Source organism: Micromonospora sp. NPDC047670 (assembly GCF_043204915.1).
GTDB lineage: Bacteria > Actinomycetota > Actinomycetes > Mycobacteriales > Micromonosporaceae > Micromonospora.
In genome coordinates this window covers 86,368-104,800 of record NZ_JBIDDA010000021.1, presented here as the reverse complement: position 1 = coordinate 104,800, position 18,433 = coordinate 86,368, and the positions used below count along the sequence as shown (strand labels likewise).

Annotated in this window: 15 protein-coding genes and 1 pseudogene; 6 read left to right on the top strand and 10 right to left on the bottom strand. The window is 74.7% G+C overall.

Features of this window, described 5'->3' with window-relative positions; all coding sequences use genetic code 11:
- Together ACGF7U_RS30245 and ACGF7U_RS30240 are read left to right on the top strand one after the other, a co-directional pair.
- Positions 1 to 167: pseudogene (locus tag ACGF7U_RS30245) on the top strand (AAA family ATPase); the annotation flags it as partial.
- Positions 164 to 1,702 carry an ABC transporter substrate-binding protein gene (locus ACGF7U_RS30240; protein ID WP_393112496.1) on the top strand — a complete coding sequence of 513 codons (1,539 nt, stop codon included), beginning with the start codon at positions 164 to 166 and terminating at the stop codon, positions 1,700 to 1,702. The pseudogene ACGF7U_RS30245 and the gene ACGF7U_RS30240, both read left to right, overlap by 4 nt.
- Positions 1,703 to 1,932: 230 nt before the next feature.
- Here ACGF7U_RS30240 and ACGF7U_RS30235 read toward each other — a convergent pair whose 3' ends face one another.
- The 4 genes from ACGF7U_RS30235 to ACGF7U_RS30220 all read right to left on the bottom strand — a co-directional run bounded on the left by ACGF7U_RS30235 (position 1,933) and on the right by ACGF7U_RS30220 (position 6,805).
- Complete coding sequence (locus tag ACGF7U_RS30235) at positions 1,933 to 3,303, bottom strand: ABC1 kinase family protein (RefSeq protein ID WP_393112494.1); 1,371 nt, start codon at positions 3,301 to 3,303, stop codon at positions 1,933 to 1,935.
- Positions 3,304 to 3,338: 35 nt separating this feature from the next.
- Complete coding sequence (locus ACGF7U_RS30230; protein WP_393112492.1) at positions 3,339 to 3,974, bottom strand: hypothetical protein; 636 nt, start codon at positions 3,972 to 3,974, stop codon at positions 3,339 to 3,341.
- A complete protein-coding gene (locus tag ACGF7U_RS30225; RefSeq protein WP_393112490.1) occupies positions 3,971 to 4,864 on the bottom strand; it encodes a methyltransferase domain-containing protein in 894 nt (297 codons plus the stop codon). Before ACGF7U_RS30225 ends, ACGF7U_RS30230 begins: the two co-directional genes overlap by 4 nt.
- A 75-nt stretch (positions 4,865 to 4,939) precedes the next feature.
- Positions 4,940 to 6,805, bottom strand: coding sequence for a BTAD domain-containing putative transcriptional regulator (locus tag ACGF7U_RS30220; RefSeq protein WP_393112488.1), 1,866 nt, complete (start codon positions 6,803 to 6,805; stop codon positions 4,940 to 4,942).
- A 285-nt stretch (positions 6,806 to 7,090) separates the two neighbouring features.
- Between ACGF7U_RS30220 and ACGF7U_RS30215 the strand changes: the two genes are divergently transcribed.
- Positions 7,091 to 7,903: an NADPH-dependent F420 reductase gene (locus ACGF7U_RS30215; RefSeq protein ID WP_393112486.1), complete on the top strand. Its 813-nt coding sequence runs from the start codon at positions 7,091 to 7,093 to the stop codon at positions 7,901 to 7,903.
- Here the strand turns inward: ACGF7U_RS30215 and ACGF7U_RS30210 are convergent.
- The 5 genes from ACGF7U_RS30210 to rfbD form a co-directional block, all read right to left on the bottom strand.
- Positions 7,831 to 8,544 (bottom strand): winged helix-turn-helix transcriptional regulator, encoded by a 714-nt coding sequence (locus tag ACGF7U_RS30210; protein ID WP_393112484.1) that lies wholly within the window; start codon positions 8,542 to 8,544, stop codon positions 7,831 to 7,833. The two genes, ACGF7U_RS30215 and ACGF7U_RS30210, sit on opposite strands and share 73 nt — an antisense overlap.
- A gap of 585 nt (positions 8,545 to 9,129) precedes the next feature.
- Positions 9,130 to 10,038: a homocysteine S-methyltransferase family protein gene (locus tag ACGF7U_RS30205; protein WP_393112482.1), complete on the bottom strand. Its 909-nt coding sequence runs from the start codon at positions 10,036 to 10,038 to the stop codon at positions 9,130 to 9,132.
- Between the two features lie 186 nt (positions 10,039 to 10,224).
- Positions 10,225 to 11,403, bottom strand: coding sequence for an aminotransferase class V-fold PLP-dependent enzyme (locus ACGF7U_RS30200; RefSeq protein WP_393112480.1), 1,179 nt, complete (start codon positions 11,401 to 11,403; stop codon positions 10,225 to 10,227).
- Between the two features lie 651 nt (positions 11,404 to 12,054).
- On the bottom strand, positions 12,055 to 13,083 hold the full coding sequence (gene rfbB, locus ACGF7U_RS30195) for a dTDP-glucose 4,6-dehydratase (protein ID WP_393112478.1): 1,029 nt from the start codon (positions 13,081 to 13,083) through the stop codon (positions 12,055 to 12,057).
- A complete protein-coding gene (gene rfbD, locus ACGF7U_RS30190) occupies positions 13,080 to 14,009 on the bottom strand; it encodes a dTDP-4-dehydrorhamnose reductase (protein ID WP_393112476.1) in 930 nt (309 codons plus the stop codon). Before rfbD ends, rfbB begins: the two co-directional genes overlap by 4 nt.
- Positions 14,010 to 14,176: 167 nt before the next feature.
- On the opposite strand from rfbD, the gene ACGF7U_RS30185 reads away from it, so the two are divergent.
- Positions 14,177 to 14,749 carry a dTDP-4-dehydrorhamnose 3,5-epimerase family protein gene (locus tag ACGF7U_RS30185; RefSeq protein ID WP_393112474.1) on the top strand — a complete coding sequence of 191 codons (573 nt, stop codon included), beginning with the start codon at positions 14,177 to 14,179 and terminating at the stop codon, positions 14,747 to 14,749.
- Between the two features lie 203 nt (positions 14,750 to 14,952).
- Here the strand turns inward: ACGF7U_RS30185 and ACGF7U_RS30180 are convergent, their stop codons facing one another.
- Complete coding sequence (locus ACGF7U_RS30180) at positions 14,953 to 15,888, bottom strand: hypothetical protein (RefSeq protein WP_393112472.1); 936 nt, start codon at positions 15,886 to 15,888, stop codon at positions 14,953 to 14,955.
- A gap of 204 nt (positions 15,889 to 16,092) precedes the next feature.
- Here ACGF7U_RS30180 and ACGF7U_RS30175 point away from each other — a divergent pair, with 204 nt between their 5' ends.
- The gene (locus ACGF7U_RS30175; RefSeq protein ID WP_393112471.1) at positions 16,093 to 16,713 is read left to right on the top strand and encodes a TetR family transcriptional regulator; all 621 of its coding nucleotides are present in this window, start codon (positions 16,093 to 16,095) and stop codon (positions 16,711 to 16,713) included.
- A 70-nt stretch (positions 16,714 to 16,783) separates the two neighbouring features.
- The gene (locus tag ACGF7U_RS30170) at positions 16,784 to 18,373 is read left to right on the top strand and encodes an MDR family MFS transporter (RefSeq protein WP_393112469.1); all 1,590 of its coding nucleotides are present in this window, start codon (positions 16,784 to 16,786) and stop codon (positions 18,371 to 18,373) included.
- Positions 18,374 to 18,433: the final 60 nt, after the last annotated feature.

Sequence of the window (18,433 nt, the reverse complement as noted above, 5' to 3'; positions counted from 1 at the left end):
ACAACCTGTCCGAGCGGATCCTGTTCAACGAACTGACCCCCGGCCAGATCGTCGTCGTCGACTGCGAAGGCGACCCCAACAACGTCGACAAGTCCCGCCTCGTTTTCCGGGGCGCCGACAAGCCGGCGGCCGGAACGCTCCCCGGCGCCGGGGCGGTGACGGCATGACCGGCGTACGCGAGCACGAGCCCGTGACCGACACCCCCACCGAGGCGGACACGCTCCGCTTCCTGGGCCCCGTGGACGGCGGGCTGCCCGACGAGCCCGCTGCGGAGCACATCGGGACCGGGCAGGTCCTCCGGCTGCTCACCCGGCAGTTGTTCGCGATCCCCGCCACCACGGACCCGGCCGTCCGGCCGGTGCCGGACGCGGCCCTGGAGCTGCCCACGGTGGACAACGGGGGGATCAGCGCGGACGGGCGCACCTGGCGCGTCCGGCTGCGCGGCGGCATCCGGTGGGACGCCCAGGCCGCCCGGGAGCTGACCGCCGGCGACGTCGTCCGTGGCCTCAAGCGCACCGCCCACCCCCTCGCCCGGTCGATGCGCCCGTACCTCGGCGAGATCATCGAGGGCATGGGGGACTACTACCGGGCGTACGACGAGGCGCTCGGGCACTGGGAGGCGCACGCCCCCGCCTTCGCCCAGTTCCAGCAGAGCACCCGGATCCCGGGGCTGCGCGCCGAGGGGGACACCGTCGTCCTGCGCCTCACCGCGCCGGCCAACGACCTCGTCGACCTGCTCGCCACGGGATTCACCGCGGCGGCTCCCCGGGAGTACGACTACTACGTGCCCGAGAGCCCGGAGCTGTACCGGTGCACGCCCTCCGCCGGGCCGTACCGCATCGCCAAGCGGCTGTCGCCGGGCGGCGACCTCGTCCTGGAACCCAACCCCCGCTGGGATCCGGGCACCGACCCGGTGCGCCGCCGCACCGCCCGGCGCATCGAGGTCGTCGCGTCGGCGGACGGCCAGCCGGTCGACCCGGCCTCCGACTTCGGGGTGCTCTCCTGGTCGGTGCCGTCACCGCGGGGCCGGTTCGCGGCCACGGGGTGCAGCTACTACCTCTCCGCCGGCGCCGGTGGGGCGGCCGAGCCCCACGCCGTACGGCACGCGCTGTCCTGGGCGCTCGACCGCGCGGCGCTCGCGGAGGCGGTCTGCGCGGCCGGCGCCGACGGCGCCGCCACCCAGCACGGCTTCCTGCAGCCGGGGCACGCGGCGTCGGAACGCGGCGCCGACGGCGCACCCGATGCCGGTGACCGGGAGCGGGCGAGACGCCTCCTCGCCGACGCCGGGCTCGGGGAGGGGACCCGGCTGACGCTGGGTGTCCCGGCCGGTTCCCGGCTGGGCGCCGTGGCCGCCGCCCTGGTGGCGGTGCTGGCGCGGTACGGCATCACCGTCGTGCCGGTCCCGCTGGCCCCCTCCGGAGGACCGGGCGTCGACCTCGTGCTGCACGAGTGGGTGCCGGCCTGGGCCGGTGACGCCGGCCGCGACCTGGTGCACCGGATGTGGCCGTCGGACGGCCGCGCCGGCGACCCCGTCGAGGTGGCCCGGGAGGCGCTGCGGGCCACGGACCCGGGCGCGGCGGTGACGCTGTGGCGTCGCTTCGACCGGCTGGCCACCACCGACCTGCGGCTCGTGCCGCTGCTCGTGGCGGCCTGGCCGCGGGCACGGGCGGACGCCGTGGCGGCCGGGGCGGCCCGGTGGTAGGGGCCGGAGGACCGGGCTGACCAGCCCGGCAGCGCAGCGGGCCGGTCGCCGGTGCGACCGGCCCGCCGCGCGTGCCTTCGGCGCCTCCGGCATCGCGCGGCGACCGGACAGGCCGGGAGCGGGCCGGGTGCCACCGGAACCCGACGCGCGGCTACCGAGCAAGCCGGGACCGGCCGGGTGCCACGGGGACCCGACCCGCTCCCGGCCTCGGCGTGGGACCGGGCCCGCGGTCAGCGGATGCCGAACAGCGCCCGGTTGAGCACCGGCTTCGCGGTCTCCTGGAAGTCGATGTCGGGATCGAGCGCCCGCACCGTGCCCTCCACCACGAGCAGCGACAGCAGCGGGAAGACCAGCTCCGGCGACGCGGCCACCCCGTGGCGGCGCTGCAGGTCGAACAGCTCGCCGGCGAAGGCGATCAGGCTGAACTCCTTGGCCGACAGACGGTAGCTGCGGGTCACCAGGTCCTTGACGCCCTCGGTGAAGGCCGGCACGTCCGCGTCGTCGGCCACGCCGATGGCGCTGTCCAGCACGATCGCGGCACAGCGGTCGCCCCGGCCGACCGACATGTTGAGGAAGAAGTCCGCGAACAGCTCGCGCATCTTCTCCGACAGTTGGACGCTGAAGCCCGCGTCCAGCACCACCACCTGCCCGCCGCGGGTGAAGTAGAGGTTGCCGGGATGCAGGTCACAGTGCACGAAGCCGTTGATGAACAGCATCTGGTAGACCACGGTCAGGGTCGACGCCGCGAACGTCCGGCGCATCGCGGGGGAGCACCGGGCGCCCGTGTCGACGGCCAGGTCGGGAATGAAGTCCATGACGATGGCGGCCGGCCGGCTCGCCGCCGCGTGCACCCGGGGCACCCGCACCCGCGGGACCGAGCCCAGGTCCTCCCGCAGCCGGTCGAGGTCACGCCCCTCGCGGCCGAGGTCGAGCTGTCCCAGTACCGAGTCGCAGAGGTTGTCCACCACCTCCCGCACCGGCACGCCACGGAACATCGGCAGCCGGGCGACCACCGCGGCGCCCCGGCGCAGCAGGGCGAGGTCGGCCGTCATCTGGGGGCCGATGCCGGGCCGGCGCAGCTTCACCGCGACCGTCGCCCCGTCGGCCAGGGTCGCCCGGTAGACGCAGGCGATGCTGCCGCTGGCCACCGGCGTCTCCTCGACGGAGGCGAAGACGGTGTGCAGGCGGTCGCCGTACACCTCCCGCAGCGCGGCCCGGCTCTGGGCGGCGTCCATCGGCGGCACGTCGTCCTGCAACACGGACAGCTCGTCGCAGAGCAGCGCCGGCACGACGTCGCGGCGGGTGCCCAGGACCTGCGCCGCCTTGATGAACGTCGGGCCGAGCCGGGCGACCGTCCGCGCGACCTCGCGGGCGAAGCGGCGCCGGCCGGCCGTCCGGCCGTGCCGCAGCGCGGTCGCGGCGGCCGCCGTGAGCCCCGCGGCGAGCGAAGCGGTCGCCACCGCACCGATGACCACGGCGCGGGCGCCCAACCCCGCCCCGCTCGGCGCGAGCGGTGGACGGCGGGACCCGGAGGGTGGGGTGGCGCGCAGGGCCGCCGAGCCGAGGGGGGAGAGGCTGAAGATGAACTTGGACGGTACCATCGTGCGCCTTTCTGCCGAGGGGTCAGCAGGCCGGGTCAGGCGGTTGTCGCGGACAGCCCCGGCACGTCCAGCGCCCGCAGGCGCAGGTTGGCGGCATCGCCGTACCACAGCCGCAGCCCGTCCCAGGTCAGGCTGGTGGGCCTGCCGTCGACGTGGATCTGCAGCACGTTGCGCCCTGCCCGCAGGTCGAAGACGGTGATGGCCTCGCCGAGCCGGTCGGTGTGGGCGACGTACCGGTCGGTCACGGTCACCCCGGCGATCCCCAGCGGGGCGGGCACGGTGGCCAGGAGCCGGAGATCCGAGGCGTGCCGGAGCTCCAGCGCGTCGGACCAGCCCAGCCAGATGCCGTCCTTGCCCGCCTCCATCCCGCAGATCGGCACCCCCGTTCGTGGGCTCGGCACGTCCCGGAGGATGTCGCCGGACTGCGTGTCGCAGAGCCGCAGCGCCCCTTCGGTGGCGTAGAGCAGGTGCCCGCCGAGCGTGGTGAGCCCGGCCGTCAGCCCCGGGCAGGACAGGGTCTGCCCGGGGGTGCCGGTGCGCGGGTCGAGGCAGGTCACCTCCTCGCGGCCCTGGTCGGCGTACCAGAGGGCGTGGCCGGACCAGGTGAGGCCGGCGAGCTGGTCGGCGTCGATGGAGAGGTCGTGCACCGACGCCGCGGTGTAGATGATCATCGCTTGTCCGCCCGGTCGAGTTGACAGTCGAGGCGCCACCGGGTCACGTCCCGAGCGGCGGGACCGTCCGGACGCCGGGGGCGCACGTGCACGGTGTCGCCCGCGGCGACCCGGGTGTGCCGCAGCGGCCAGACGAAGACCGCCCAGTTGCAGCCGGGGTACGAGGGCATGTTGGACAGTTCGACGCCCGGAGCCAGCGTGGCGGTGAAGTACCCGAGGACGCCGTGCAGCGTGCCGTCCCGGTCGAGCGGGAGGGTCAGCGGCCGGGCGGTGCGCAGGCCGGTGTCGCCGCGGCCGGTGTCCACCAGGACGGCCGGCTCGCCGAGCAGGACCGGTTCCCGGGTGAGGAAGTGCAGGTGCGCCGACGGCTCGACCAGCTCCTGGACCACGTCGAGCCGCATGCCGAGGAAGTCGTCGTGCCAGATGCCCCAGCCCTCGTCGTCGAACTGCACGGCGGCGAGCCGGGTGACCACGCGCTCCGGCACCACCGTCCCGCCGGGTCGCAGGTTGCGGCGGTTGAACGTGCGCAGGATGCGGGCCATGTCCTCCTCGGGCCCGAGATTGCCCATCAGCTCGCAGACGGTCACGTCGACCTGACGGGGCAGCCGGGCGAGGCGGGCGTCCCCGACGACCAGGGTCACCCGGTCGTCCCAGTCGTTGGCCTTGATGATCCGGTCGGCGACGGCGGCGACCTGGGGGTCGGCCTCGACGGCGTAGACGTGGGCGGCGCCGTGCCGCAGGGCCAGCGCGGTGAGCGCCAGGGTGCCGGCGCCGACGTCGGCCACCACCGTGTCCTCGTCGACCGCCGCGGCCAGCGCCCGGTCGTACGACTCGATGCGGTGTCGGTCACCGAGCATCGCCTGGTGCATGAGCAGGTGGCGTTGGTCCATCCGGCATCTCCCGCCCGTCGACCGGGGCAATCTACTGGAGAATCATATAGCAGAAATTGACGCTTGTCCCCTGTCTCAGCGACCGGTGTGGCAGCCGCAGGTGCAGCCGACGGAGGGCGGCTCGCCGTCCACGCCGTGCTCGTGCAGGAGCTGCCGGGCCAGGGCGTGCACCGTGCCGAGCATCCGGTACCGCCGGCCCGACGAGCTGTGCCGGACCTCCAGGACCGACTTGTCCACGAGCCGCTCCAGCAGCATCTGCACCGTACGCGGCTCGCCCGCCATCGCCTTGTCGGCGACGGCCGCCGCCTCCAGGCAGAACGCGGCCGGCATCGCGCCGAGGGCGGTGAAGCACCGTTGCTCGGCCGGGTCGAGCAGCTCGATGCTGCGGTGCACGGCGGCGTGCAGCGAGCGGTGGTGACTGGGCACGCCCCGGCGGGGCGGCTGGATCCGACGCAGGGGGTCCCCGACCCCGTCCACCAGCGTCTCCAGCCGCTGGGTCCGCAGGCAGGCCGCGGCGAGCTCGATGGCCAGCGGCAGCCCGTCGAGCGCCCGGCACACCGCTGCCACCGCCTCGACGTTGGACTCCGTGAGCCGGAATCCCGGCCGCACCTGCGCCGCCCGCCGGGCGAACAACTGCAGGGCGGGCTGCGCGGCCAGGTGGCCCGGCTCCGCGTCCACGTCGAGCGGACGCACCGGGTACACCGCCTCGTAGGGCAGGCCGAGCAGCTCCCGCGAGGTCAGCAGGATGGTGATCTGGGGACAGTTCCGCAGGATGTCGTCGGCCAGGTCGGCGGCTTCGTCGGTGACCAGCTCGGCGTTGTCGAGCACGAGCAGGAGCTTGCGGTCGTGCAGCCGGTGCACCAGCGGCTCGGGGCGGCCGGCGCCCCGGGTCGGTGGCTCGTCGACGGCGGCCTCGACCGCCCGCGTCAGGTCCGGGCCGGTGCGGACGTTCGCCAGGTCGATCACCGCCACGCCGTCGGCGAACCGCTCCCGCAGCTCCTCCGCCGCCGCCAGGCCGAGCGCGGTCTTGCCGACGCCGGCCGCGCCGGTCAGGCTCACCAGGCGGTACTCGCGCAGCAGGTCGCAGGTCGCCGCGAGGTCCGCCGCGCGGCCGATCAGGTCGTCGACCACCGGCGCCGGCCCCCGCCACGGTGGCTGGTGGACGCCGGGCCGGGCGTCCAGCACCTCCCGGTACGCCGCCGTGAGTTCGGGACCCGGGTCGACGCCCAGGTCGAGCTTGAGTCTCGTGCGCACGTCGGCGTACCGCTCGATGGCCCACGCGCGCTGGCCGATGTGCGTGAGTGCCTGTAGCACCCGGGCCTGCACCCGCTCGTTGAGCGGCTCCGCCTGGGCCAGCCGCTCGGCCAGCGGCAGCACCGCGTCCGGCCGTCGCAGCTCGAGGCCGATCGCGATGTAGTCGAGCGCGGCGGCCAGGAACTCCTGTCGCAGCGGGCCGATGTCGTCCTGCTCGGCGAGCAGCGCGGACAGGTCCCCGACCTGGGGATCCTGCCACTGGTCGATGCTCTCGCCGTACCGGGCGAAGGCGCTGTCGAGCTCGCCGCCCTCCCGCAGCGCCGACGCCTTCCGGATGCCCGCCCGGAACACCTGCAGGTCGAGCTGGTCGTCGGCGACGGTCAGCCGGTATCCGCCCGGCACCGACACGATGACGTTGGTGCGCTGGCGCCGAGGCGTGTCGGGCTCGACCGCGTGGCGCAGCCGCGCGACGTAGGTGTGCACGAGGTTGGCGGCCCGCGTCGGTGGCTGTCCCGCCCAGAGCGCGGCGATCAAGTCGTCCAGCGGCACATGTCGTCCGGCCCGCAGGGCCAGCAGGGCGAGGACCGCCCGCTGCTTCGGGGGGCCGAGGTCGACCTCCCTGCCGCGAATCGTCGCTCGGACGGGACCGAGGATCTGAATTCGGAGTTCGATCTCGGTCCGGTTCACACGTCCCCCAGCTGTCGTGGCGCTGTGCTCAGTGCTCCTCTACTTTAAGTGAAGAACTTCCATACTTAAAGAGGCGGAGCTGTCGCACTGGGTAGCCGCCCCGGGTTCATCCCGGCGTCAAGTCGCCGTCAAGAGCGGTCCCGGACACTGGCCTGCGGCAACCGGCGGCACCGATCGAATCGTGCCCGGCCAGGCCGGGCAGCTCTCGACCATGACCCGGAGCGGAGAGATGCGGACGATCGCACCCCACGGTTCGTACCCCCACCTCGCGACACGGCCCCGCCCATGATCGTCGGCATCATCGGGCGCGGTCGAATGGGATCGGCGCTGGCCAGGGCGCTTGCGGCGCACGGGCGGCCGGTGCTGATCGCCGGTCGCGGCGAGCCGGCGCGGCCGCCGGACCACTTCGCCCCGTACCCCGGCATCCGGCCCGTCCCGACCGGCGCCGTCGTCGCCGGGGCCGACCTGGTCGTGCTGATGCTGCCGTTCGCCGCCGCCGTGGAGCTGGCCCTGGCGGGGCGGCTCGACGACGGGCGGGGGCGCACGGTCATCGATGCGACGAACCCGCCGACGGCCGGTGCCGCCCCGCCCGCTCCCGCCGGCTCCGGCGGCCGGTTGCTAGCGGAACTGTTACCGCAGTGGCGCGTCGTCAAGGCGCTCAACACCGTCCCGGCCGGCATGCTGGACGAGCCCGTCCTCGACGGGCGTCCGGTCACCGTGCCCCTGGCCGGCGACCATCCGGCGGCGAAGGCGGAGGTGAGCGCGTTGGTGCGGCGGCTCGGGTTCGCCCCGGTGGACGTTGGCGGCATCGACCGCGCGCCGGCGCTGGAGTCGCTGGCCGACCTGCTGATGGCGATCAGCAGCCGGCACGCCCTCCGGGGCCGGATCGGCTTCCAGGTCGCCCTCGCGGAGCCGGGGGCCGCGATGGACGGCGGGCCACCCGGGCGGACCCCCGTGGACAGCGGGCTGTCCGGGCCGGCGCACGCCGAGGCGGCCAGGCGCGTGCCGACCGCCGGCGGCGAGCGTCAGCGCCGGCCGCCGCCCGCCGCGGAGAGCATCCGTTCGCCGGCCGGTCGGCCGCCCAGGCCGAGCAGGTAGAGGCAGCGGGGGAGCGCCGACGGCGGGCCGGTGACGGAGACCGCCCCGCTGACCACGGCCTCGACCGGCTCGATCGCGCCGCTGCCGAGGTCGAAGAAGGTCCGCGCGTCGGTGGCGACCCGCAGCGTGGCGTCCGCGCCGGCCGTCCCCTGCACCGTGCGGGCCTGGCCGTCGGTGACGCGGACGTGGAACACCTCGCCCTCGATGTCGAACTCGTAGATCTCGTCGGCGAGGGCCCGGGCCGGGTCGACCATCGACTCGATGGCCAGGACGGCCCAGGAGGCCCGGGTGACCGAGGCGCCCGTGCGGGCGGGCTGCTCGGCGAGGAGCGTCAGCCCGAACCGGGCCAGCACCAGGACCGGCTCCCGCAGCTTCTCGCCGAGCTCGGTGAGCGCGTAGCCCGCCGTGCGCCGCTCGGCGTCCAGCGGTTGGATGATGCCGGCCTCGGTGAGGAAGGTCAGCCGGTCGGCCAGCAGGTTGGTGCCGATGCCCGGCAGGGCGTCCAGCAGGTCGCGGTAGCGGCGCGGACGGACCAGCAGCTCCCGGATGATGAGCAGCGTCCACCGCTCACCCACCACGTCCAGTGCGAAGGCCAGACCGCATTGCTGGCCGTACGTCCGACGGTCCCGTTGCTCTTTCACGGCGCTCCTTATGCCGCAGCGCGGACCCAGCCACGCCTCTTTACTTAGACATAGTACATGACCGCCTCTTCCAAATTGCCCTCCTGCCCGCAGAAATCGCGGACCTGTCGATACGTGGCGCTTTGTCCATCCGGGACCTGCCTAGAATCTGCCCGGTGACGACCGCCGTACCGACCGGGCGGGACCTCGCCGACGTGCCTTTCCGCCTGCCCAAGGTCGAGTCGCACGGGCGCCTCGAACGACCGGTGCGTCCCGGCACCCCGCGGCGGGATCGCCCGCCGGCACGGCCTCGGCCCCGGCCGGCTCCACGAGGCGGCGATGGTCCGGCTCTGCCGTTTCCGCGACTTGCGGCACTTCACAGATCTGTACGAACGCTGCTGCCCGACCCGGCCGGCCCGGAGCCGGTCGCCGAGGAGCCGGCGCGGCGCACCGGCAGAGCGTCCGGCATCTGGGGGTGGCCTTCAGCCCCGGCACGCAGTGGCGCGGGGCGGGCGTCCCGTCCGACGAGCGGCTCCACGGCCCTGACGGGAGGCGCCGAGCGGGCGGGAGTGACCGCCGCCCGACTGCCCGCCCGAGCCGGCGCGGTCAGCCCGGCAGCGGCGACAGGCGGGACCGGAGCGCGGCGATGTGCGCCGGCGTGGTGCCGCAGCAACCGCCGACGATGCCCAGCCCGACCGGGCGCCAGGCGTCCCAGAGGTCCGCGAAGGCGGCGGGCGTCAGGCGCGGCGGGAGATAACGGTCCACCGGGGTGGCCGGCGGCACGCCGCTGCGGTCCTCCACGTTCGGGTACGCGCCGAGCAGGCCCGGCCCCGCCTCCCGGAGCCGCCGCAACGCCCGGTCGGTCCCGGCGGGGTCGGTGCAGTTGACCAGCACCGCCGCCGCGCCGGCTGCCCGTACCGCGTCGGCCGCCGCCGCGACGTCCTCGCCGGAGAGCAGGCGGGCGTCACCGGCGCAGACGAAGCTCACCCAGGCCGGCAGGCCGTGCTCGCGTACCGCCCGGGTGGCGGTGACCGCCTCCCGGACCGTGTTCATGGTCTCGACCAGCGCCAAGTCGACGCCGGCTCGGGCGAGCTGCTCGGCCAGCCAGCCGTGCTCCCGCCGCAGCGCCGCCGCGTCGGGCACCAGGTCCGGGCGGTAGCAGTCCTCGACCGGGGCCACGGAGGCGGCGACGAGCACCCGGCGGCCGGCCACCGCCGGGTCGGCGGCCCCCCGGGCCAGCGCCACGGCCGTGCGGACCAGGCCGGCGGCGGTGGCGTCGTCCGTCCCGGCCCGGCGCGCCGCCCGCGGCGTGGTGCGGAACGTGTCGGCGGTGAGCACGTCCGCTCCCGCCGCGACGTACCGGGCGTGGATCCGGGAGACCAGGCGCCGGCCGTCGGCGTCCAGCAGGCAGCGCGCCGTCCACCACGGGGCGGTCACGGACCGGCCGTGCCGTTGCAGCTCGGTGCCGAGCCCGCCGTCGAGGACCAACGGTCCCGCCGCCCCCGCTGCGTCCATCGGCGCCTCCCCGTCCCCGCCGCGCGACCGCCCGATCGTGGCACGGCCTGTCCGGGCGGCACGACACCCGTGCGCCGCCGGGGGACAACTCCGCAAGCTGCGAGACACCCGGCCGGTGACCGGCGGTCAGGCCGGCGCCGAGCCGGCAGGAGTGCCGGCCGGCGCGGACGCCGGACGGCCGCGGGGTCAGACGCCGGAAGCCGCGATCGCCGCGACGCCGCCGAGCAGCGCCCGCACGTCGTCGCGGGTGGTGTAGCGCGCCACCCCCGCCCGCAGGGACTCGGGCACGTCGGGCGAGACGGCCCGCAGCGCCCCCTCCGCGCCGAAGGTGCCGTGCCCGACGGCGATCCCCTCGGCGGCGAGGATCGCCGCCACGTCGGCGGCGGAGCGGCCGACCACCTGGAAGGAGACGATCGGTATCGGGGACCTGCCGTCCGGGCGGCCGAGGACGCGCACCCCGTCGATCATCCGCAGGCCGCGGGCCAGCAGGTTGGCGAGCCGCTCGCCGTGCCGGAACACGGCGGGACGATCCCAGTTCAGCAGCACCTCGGCCGCCACTCCGGCGGCGAGCACCACCTCGATCCCCGGCCCGTGCTCGGCGCCCGGCCGATCGGCGGTCCGGACGACCGCCGATCCGGGCCGCCCGTCGCGGTTCCACAGCACCCCGCACCGGGGGCCGTACCACTTGTCAGCGGACGTGACGAAGGCGTCGCAGCCCCACGCGGCGACGTCCACGAACCGGTGTGCCGGCGCCTGCACCCCGTCGACGAAGATCCGGGCACCGGTGGACCGCGCGGCCGCGCAGATCGCCGGGATGTCCGGCGCGCTGCCGAGGACGTTGGAGCCGGCGGTGACCGCGACCCACCGGGTGCGGGGGCTGAGCTGCTCGGTGACCGCCTCGACGGTCAGCTCACCGTTCGGCGACAGGTCGGCGACCCGGACGACGGCGCCCTGCCGCACGGCGGACTCGCGCCACGGGTCCACGTTCGCGGCGTGGTCGAGAGCCGTGCACATCACCTCGTCGCCGGGGCGGAGGGCGGGCGCCACGGACCGGACGAACCCCTCGGTCAGGCTCGTCATGTCGGCGCCGAACGACACGACGCCGCCCCGGGCCCCGATCAGCGCCCGGAACCGGCCGGCCGCCCAGTCGAGCACCGTGCGGGAGCGCGGGTGGGCGACGTCGGCGCTGAACTCCCCGGCACGGGCGGGATAGCGGGTCAGCACGTCGCGGACCGCGTGGTGCACCAGCGTGCCGGCGGGGGCGTCGAAGCGCGCGGCGCCCGGCCGCAGATCGGGGAACTGCTCCGTGACGGGCCGCGTGACCAGGGCGGTCAGGGGGAGCGCACCCAGCTCGCCGAAGGTCATCTCAACGGGCTGGGTCAGATCGCCGCGGCGGTCGTACGAACGCGCGCGGCGGTGCCGGTCGGCAGCGGGGAACCAGGCAGAGCACGGTCCCGACAGGGCACCGGCACGGTGTCTCCTCGATGGGCGCATGTGGACATCGCGTTCGTCGCAGCTGCGTGCTGTCCCAGAGTGGTTACTGACGGGCCGCGGGCACGGCTCCTCTCAGTTCGGGAAAAATATCACATCCGACGTCGTACGGGGTACCCCGTGACGACAGTGGTGTAATTCGCCCGAGGGCGGCGATCCGGGGCCCGCCGCGTCGCGCGTACCCGGTGCGAGGCCGTCCGGCTACGGCATGAGGCCGGGGCCGCCCGATCCGACGTCGGTCGCCGCCGGGCCGGCGTCCGCGTCGGCGGCTGAGGGGTCGCCCCACCACCGCCAGAAGTCCGCGCCGTCCGCCGGCGCCCGCCCGGCGGGTAATCGATGCCGCGCCCCCGCCCCGCCGTCCGGGTCGGCTCCGGTCCACCAGGACAGGTGCCGGGCGTCGACCTCGGGCACCTCGGCGGTCCCGCCGGTTCCGGCGGCCCGCCCGTCGTCCGGCGCGAACCCGCCGTGACAGGCGACGGACACCATCGCGGACCTCCCGTCCGGTGTCGATCGAGGACAGTCAGGCTAACCCGCGGCCCGTTCCGGCCGGTCTCCCAGCTTGCGCAACACCGGACGTCGTTTGAGCGGCTCCCACCAGGTGCGGTTCGCGCGGTACCAGGCGACCGTCTCGCCGAGCCCGTCGACGAGGTCCCTGCGCGGGGCGTACCCGAGTTCGCATCTGATCTTGCTCCAGTCGACCGCGTAGCGCCGGTCGTGGCCCTTGCGGTCCTCGACGTACCGGATCCGGTCGGGGCCGGCGCCGCAGGCCTCCAGCAGGCGCTCGGCCATCTCCCGGTTGGTCAGCTGGGTGCCCCCGCCGACGTTGTAGACCTCCCCGGCCCGCCCGCGCGTCCGCACCAGCTCCAGCGCCCGGACGTGGTCGTCGACGTGCAGCCAGTCGCGCACGTGCAGCCCGTCGCCGTAGAGCGGGACGTCGCCGCCGTCCAGCAGGTTCGTGATCGCCAGCGGCACCAGCTTCTCCGGGTGCTGGTGCGGGCCGTAGTTGTTGGCGCACCGCGTCACCCGCACGTCGAGCCCGTGGGTCCGGACGAAGGCCAGGGCGAGCAGGTCGCTGGCGGCCTTCGCGGCGGCGTACGGCGAGCTGGGCAGGACCGGGTCCGTCTCCGGCCACGTGCCGTGCTCGATGGAGCCGTAGACCTCGTCGGTGGAGACGTGTACGAAGACCGCGCGGTCGCCGTGCCGGCGTCGGACCGCCTCGAGCAGCGTGTAGGTGCCGAGCGTGTTGGTGCGGACGAAGTCGCCGCCGTCGGCGATGGACCGGTCGACGTGGGACTCGGCGGCGAAGTGCACGACCTGGTCGTGCTCGGCCACTAGCCGGTCCACCAGGTGGCCGTCGCAGATGTCGCCGCGGACGAAACGGTAGGCGGGGTGGCCGGCGACCGGGCGGAGATTGGCGAGGTTGCCCGCGTAGGTCAGCTTGTCCAGCACCGTGACCCGGACGCCGCCCGGCCCGCCGGGCCGCAGCAGGGTCCGGACGTAGTGCGACCCGATGAAGCCGGCGCCGCCGGTGACGAGGATCCTCGTCGCGTTCATGCCGACCTCCGTCGCGTGCGGTCTGCGCTGCTGGCGGCGGCAGTGGCCGCACCCCGCTCCTCGGCCACGGCCGCCTCGATCATCCGCCGCCACGGCGGCAGCGGGCCGAGGCCGGCGCGCGCCCACCCGTCGTGCCCGAGGACGGAGACCCGTGGCCGTCGGGCCGGCCGGGCGGCGAGTGCCCGGCTGTCCGTCGGGCGGACGCGACCCGGGTCGAGACCGTGCAGCGCGAAGACCACCCGGGCGAAGCCGTACCAGGTGGTCCGGCCGGCCGCGGTGCCGTGGTAGATCCCCGCCGGGGCCCGCCCCGCGGCGGCCAGCCCGGCCAGCGTGACCAGCCGGCCGGCGAGGGCGCGCGCCCAGGTGGGCTGGCCGTGCTGGTCGTCGACGACGTCGACGAACTCCGTCTCGGCGGCCCGGCGCAGCACGGCCCGGACGAAGTTGGGGCCGTGGCGGCCGTACAGCCAGCCGGTGCGGACGACGTAGCCTCGACCGGGTAGCAGGCCGCGCACGGCCCGCTCGCCGGCGAGCTTGCTGCGACCGTAGGCGTTCAGCGGCGCCGGCGCGGCGTCCTCCGGCCAGGGCACCCCGGTCTCGCCGGAGAAGACGTAGTCGCTGGACAGGTGGATCAGGAACGCCCCGTGGCGCGCGCACGCCCGAGCCAGATTGGCGGGGCCGGCGCCGTTCACCGCCGTGGCGCCGGCCTCGTCCGACTCGGCCCCGTCCACGTCGGTCCAGGCGGCGGCGTTGATGACGACGTCGTGGCCGGGCACCGCGTGCCCGACGGCCGCGGTGTCGGTGATGTCCAGAGCGGCCCGGTCGAGGGTGGTGTGCCGGCCGTCGGCGCCGGCGAGGACCTCGCACAACTCGCGGCCTAGCAGCCCGCCCGCGCCGGTCACGAGCAGTCGTGGCGTCGGTACGCTCATCGCCGCCCCCGGTGCGTCATCGCCCTCGCCGTCCCGGCCTCGTCGTCCACAATGGACGAAGCATGGTCCGGCGTGGCCGGTGGACGCCGCGTCGGTTTTCCGATTCGCTGGCCCGACGGCCGACCGTGGTCGGTCGCCGGGTTCCGCGACGGGTGAGGAGGACAGCGGTGGACATCCGGGCGTTGACGATCGAGGGTTCGTGGCTGGTCACCCCGGAGCAGCACCACGACGACCGGGGCATGTTCCTGGAGTGGTACCAGGCGGGCCGCTTCACCGAGGCGGTCGGACGGCCGTTCACCGTGGCGCAGTCCAACGTCTCCGTCTCGGGGCGGGGGGTGATCCGCGGCATCCACCTGGTGGACGTGCCACCCGGCCAGGACAAGTACATCACCTGCGTCTCCGGTGCCGTGCTCGACGTCGTGGTGGACCTGCGGGTGGGCTCGCCGACCTTCGGCCGGTGGGAGGCGGTGCGGCTGGACGACGTCGACCGTCGGGCCGTCCACCTCGACGCCGGGCTCGGCCACGCGTTCTGCGCGCTGACCGATCCGGCCACCGTCGTGTACCTGTGCTCGTCGCCGTACGATCCGGCGGCCGAACGCACCGTCAACCCCCTCGACCCGGAGCTCGGCATCGCCTGGCCGACCGGGCCGAGGCGGCTGTCGACCCGCGACGCCACCGCCCAGACCGTGGCGCAGGCGTTGGCCGCGGGGGTGCTGCCGGCCTACGTGCCGCGCGGGTAGCGGGGCGCCGCGCCGCCCGGGTGTCGCCCGCCGGACGGGGGCGCCGCGCCCGCGACCGGTCCCGGCCGAGGTCGGGCCGGCGCGCAGGCGCCGACAGTGGTGCCGCCGGGTCCGGCCGGCGGCACCGTGGTCCGGGCGGCCGCGCGAACGCGGCGACCGGCCGCCACCGCGGGTCCGGCGCCGGCCGGCCCGCGCGGCATCGCTCACCTGCTGTTGTACGGCATGGTCGGGAACCATCCGTAGTCGAACATCGCCGGTAGCCGGACGTCCCAGTAGACGACCATGAACACGCCCAGCGCGATCAGCATCCCGCCGGTCAGCGCGGCGGTCCGGGGCGGGCTCGCCGCCAGCCAGCGCACGAACCGGCCGCGCGTGAGCACCACGATCAGCGCGAACAGCGCCGTGACGACGGCGATGTTGCCGAGGGACTGGAGGACGAAGGCGCCGGCCCCGTAGAGCGGGTTGCCGGTCTCCACCGCCCAGTGGAAGAGCTTGTTGAACAGCGGGTACGGCCGGCCGATCAGGAAGCCGCCGACGAGGGCGCCGAGCACCACCACCCGGGCCGCCGGTCGGTTCGCGAACGGGTCCCGCAGCACCCCGAGCGCCGCCAGGCCCAGGTAGACGAAGGTCAGCCCGATCACCCCGAAGACGACCATGGACTGGACCAGGCGTACCGGGAGGCCGCCGACGGTCGCGGTGGACAGCTGGGGCAGCCCCTCGCCGACCAGCACGCCGACGAAGCCGTAGACCGCGGCGACGGCGACCATGCCGGCGGTGAGCCAGGCCACCGGCCGCACCAGGCTGCGCAGCCCGGTCTTCGTCGCGGAGCCCGCTCCGGCCTGGCTCATCGGGCCGATGGACGCCGCCATGGCGATGTTGCAGGCGGTGAACGTGCCGGCCAGCCCGGACACGAAGGCGAAGACGAGACCGGCCAGGGTGCCGCCGATCGCGGTCGCCTTGGCGTCGTGGCCGAGCAGCGCGTTGGCCACCGAGTCGCCGATGACGTGGTCGACGAGTTCGTACGACCACAGCACCGACAGCAGCACACCGGCGGCCGTGGCGAGCAGCACGATCCGTCCCCGTCCGGCCGGCGTCGCCCGCGGGACGACGGCTGCGGCTCCTTGCTCAGTGACAGTCATGACTGGATTTTGGTGACCGGCCGCAGACCGGTGTTCTCGCAGGTTGCCCGATGCCCGCGGGCCTCCGGCCGGTGGCGTCCGGCGGCGCGGCGTCCGGAGCTCCCGGGCGGGTCGGGCCCGGCCTGTCGTCGGTCGGCCGATGGTCCGCGTGACTTCACCGATAATTTCTTGCAGACACTGCAAGATCGCTTGTAGCGTTCGCGCGTGCACACCGCCGCAACCGAGCCCGTACCCGGACGGCGCGACCGCAGGAAGCGCCGCACCCGGGCCGCGCTGACCGAGGCGGCGCTCCGCCTGGTGGCCGAGCGCGGTCTGGCCCAGGTGACGGTCGAGGAGATCAGCGAGGCGGCCGAGGTCTCCCCGCGTACCTTCTTCAACTACTTCGCCTGCAAGGACGACGCGCTGGTCGGCGACCACTCGGGCGACGCGGCGCGGCTGGTGGCGCGCCTGGCGGCCGTGCCGCCGGAGGTGCCGGTGCTGACCGCGCTGCGGACCGCGCTCGACGAGCTGATCGACGAGGTGCGCACCGAGCGCGAGCTGTGGCGCCTGCGGCTGGAGGTGGTGACGCGCAACCCCGCGCTGCTGCCCCGTCTGGTCGCCGGCAACGCCGAGGCCGAGCGGGCCATCGTCGAGGTCGTCGCGGCGCGGGTCGGGGTGGACCCCGGCCACGGCTACCCGGCCCTGGTCGCCGCCGTCGCCGGCGCGGCCTGGCGCACGGCGATGACCCGCTGGGCCACCCAACCCGACGGACCGGAACTGGCCGACCTCACCGACGAGGCGTTCGCCGCGCTCGCCGCGGGCCTGCCGCAACCCGGCCCGTCCTGACCCCTGCAAGCCTCCTTCCGGGGAACGGTCCCCGGAAGGCCCGTGAACCCGCACCCGTGAGGAAGCGTCAATGACCGCCACCGTGCCCGCCAAGACCCCCGAGGTCGGCGCCGGCCGCATGTCCCGCCGAGAGGTGCTCCAGGCGCTCTCCGGCCTGATGGTCGGCATGTTCGTGTCGATCCTCGCCTCCACGGTCGTGGCGAACGCGCTGCCGCGCATCATCGCCGACCTGAACGGCACCCAGACGGTCTACACCTGGATCGTCACCACCGAGCTGCTGGCCATGACGGCGACCGTGCCGCTGTGGGGCAAGATGGCCGACCTCTACAGCAAGAAGCTGCTGATCCAGCTCTCCCTCGGCCTCTTCGTGGTCGGCTCGCTGATCGCCGGGCTCACCCCGAACGTCGAGGTGCTGCTGGTCAGCCGGGCCGTGCAGGGGATCGGCGCGGGCGGCATGACCGCCCTGGCCACCATCGTGATGGCGGCGATGATCCCGCCGCGCGAGCTGGGCCGCTACGCAGGCATCTTCGGCGCCGTGTTCGGCGTCGGCACCATCGCCGGCCCGCTGATCGGCGGCGTACTGGTGGACACCTCCTGGCTCGGCTGGCGCTGGTGCTTCCTGATCGGCGTCCCGTTCACCCTGCTCTCCATCGTCCTGCTCCAGCGCACCCTGCACCTGCCGGTGACCCGCCGCAAGGTGAAGATCGACTGGCTCGGCGCGCTGCTCATCACCTCCGGGGTCTCCACCGTGCTGGTCTGGTCGTCGCTGGCCGGCAACAAGTTCGCCTGGGCGTCCGGATGGACGGCGCTGATGGTCGGTGGCGGTCTCGTCCTGCTGGCGCTGGCCGTCTGGGTGGAGTCCCGCGCGGAGGAGCCGATCGTGCCGCTGGAGATCTTCCGCAACCGGACGGTCTCGCTGACCACCGTCGCCAGCATCCTGGTCGGCGTGGCGATGTTCGGCGGCACCGTGTTCCTGTCCCAGTACTTCCAACTCTCGCTGGGCAAGTCGCCGACGGTGGCGGGGCTGATGAGCCTGCCGATGATCCTCGGCCTGCTGGTCTCGTCGACGGTGGCCGGCCAGCTGATCACCAAGTACGGCCGCTGGAAGCGTTACCTGGTGGCCGGCGCCGTCGTGATGGTCGCCGGCATGCTGCTGCTGGCCACCATCGACACCGAGACCAGCATCGTGCTGCTCAGCGTCTACATGGCGGTGCTCGGCATCGGCGTCGGCATGCTCATGCAGAACCTCGTGCTCGCGGCGCAGAACGACGTGCCGGCGCACGAGCTGGGCGCGGCCACCTCCGTGCTGACCTTCTTCCGCAGCATGGGCGGCACGATCGGCGTCAGCGCGCTCGGCGCGGTGCTGGCGAACCGGGTCGCCACACTGAGCGCGGAGAAGCTCGGCCCGTTGGGCGGCGGTGCCACGGGCGGGGAGGGCTCCACCGAGGTGCCCGACCTGTCCGCCCTTCCCGAGCCGGTGCTGAAGATCGTCCAGGACGTGTACGGGACCGCCACCGGCGAGCTGTTCCTGGTGGCCACCCCCTTCGCGGTGCTCGCCCTGGTGGTGGTGCTGTTCATCCGGGAGAAGCCGCTGCACACCCTCAGCGGCGACGAGCGGCGCGTCCAGGAGGCCGCTGCCGCCGCACCCGGCGCGCACTGAGTCTTGCGTCCCGAAGGGGCGGCCCGGCATCGGACCGGGCCGCCCCTTCGCTCGCGCCCG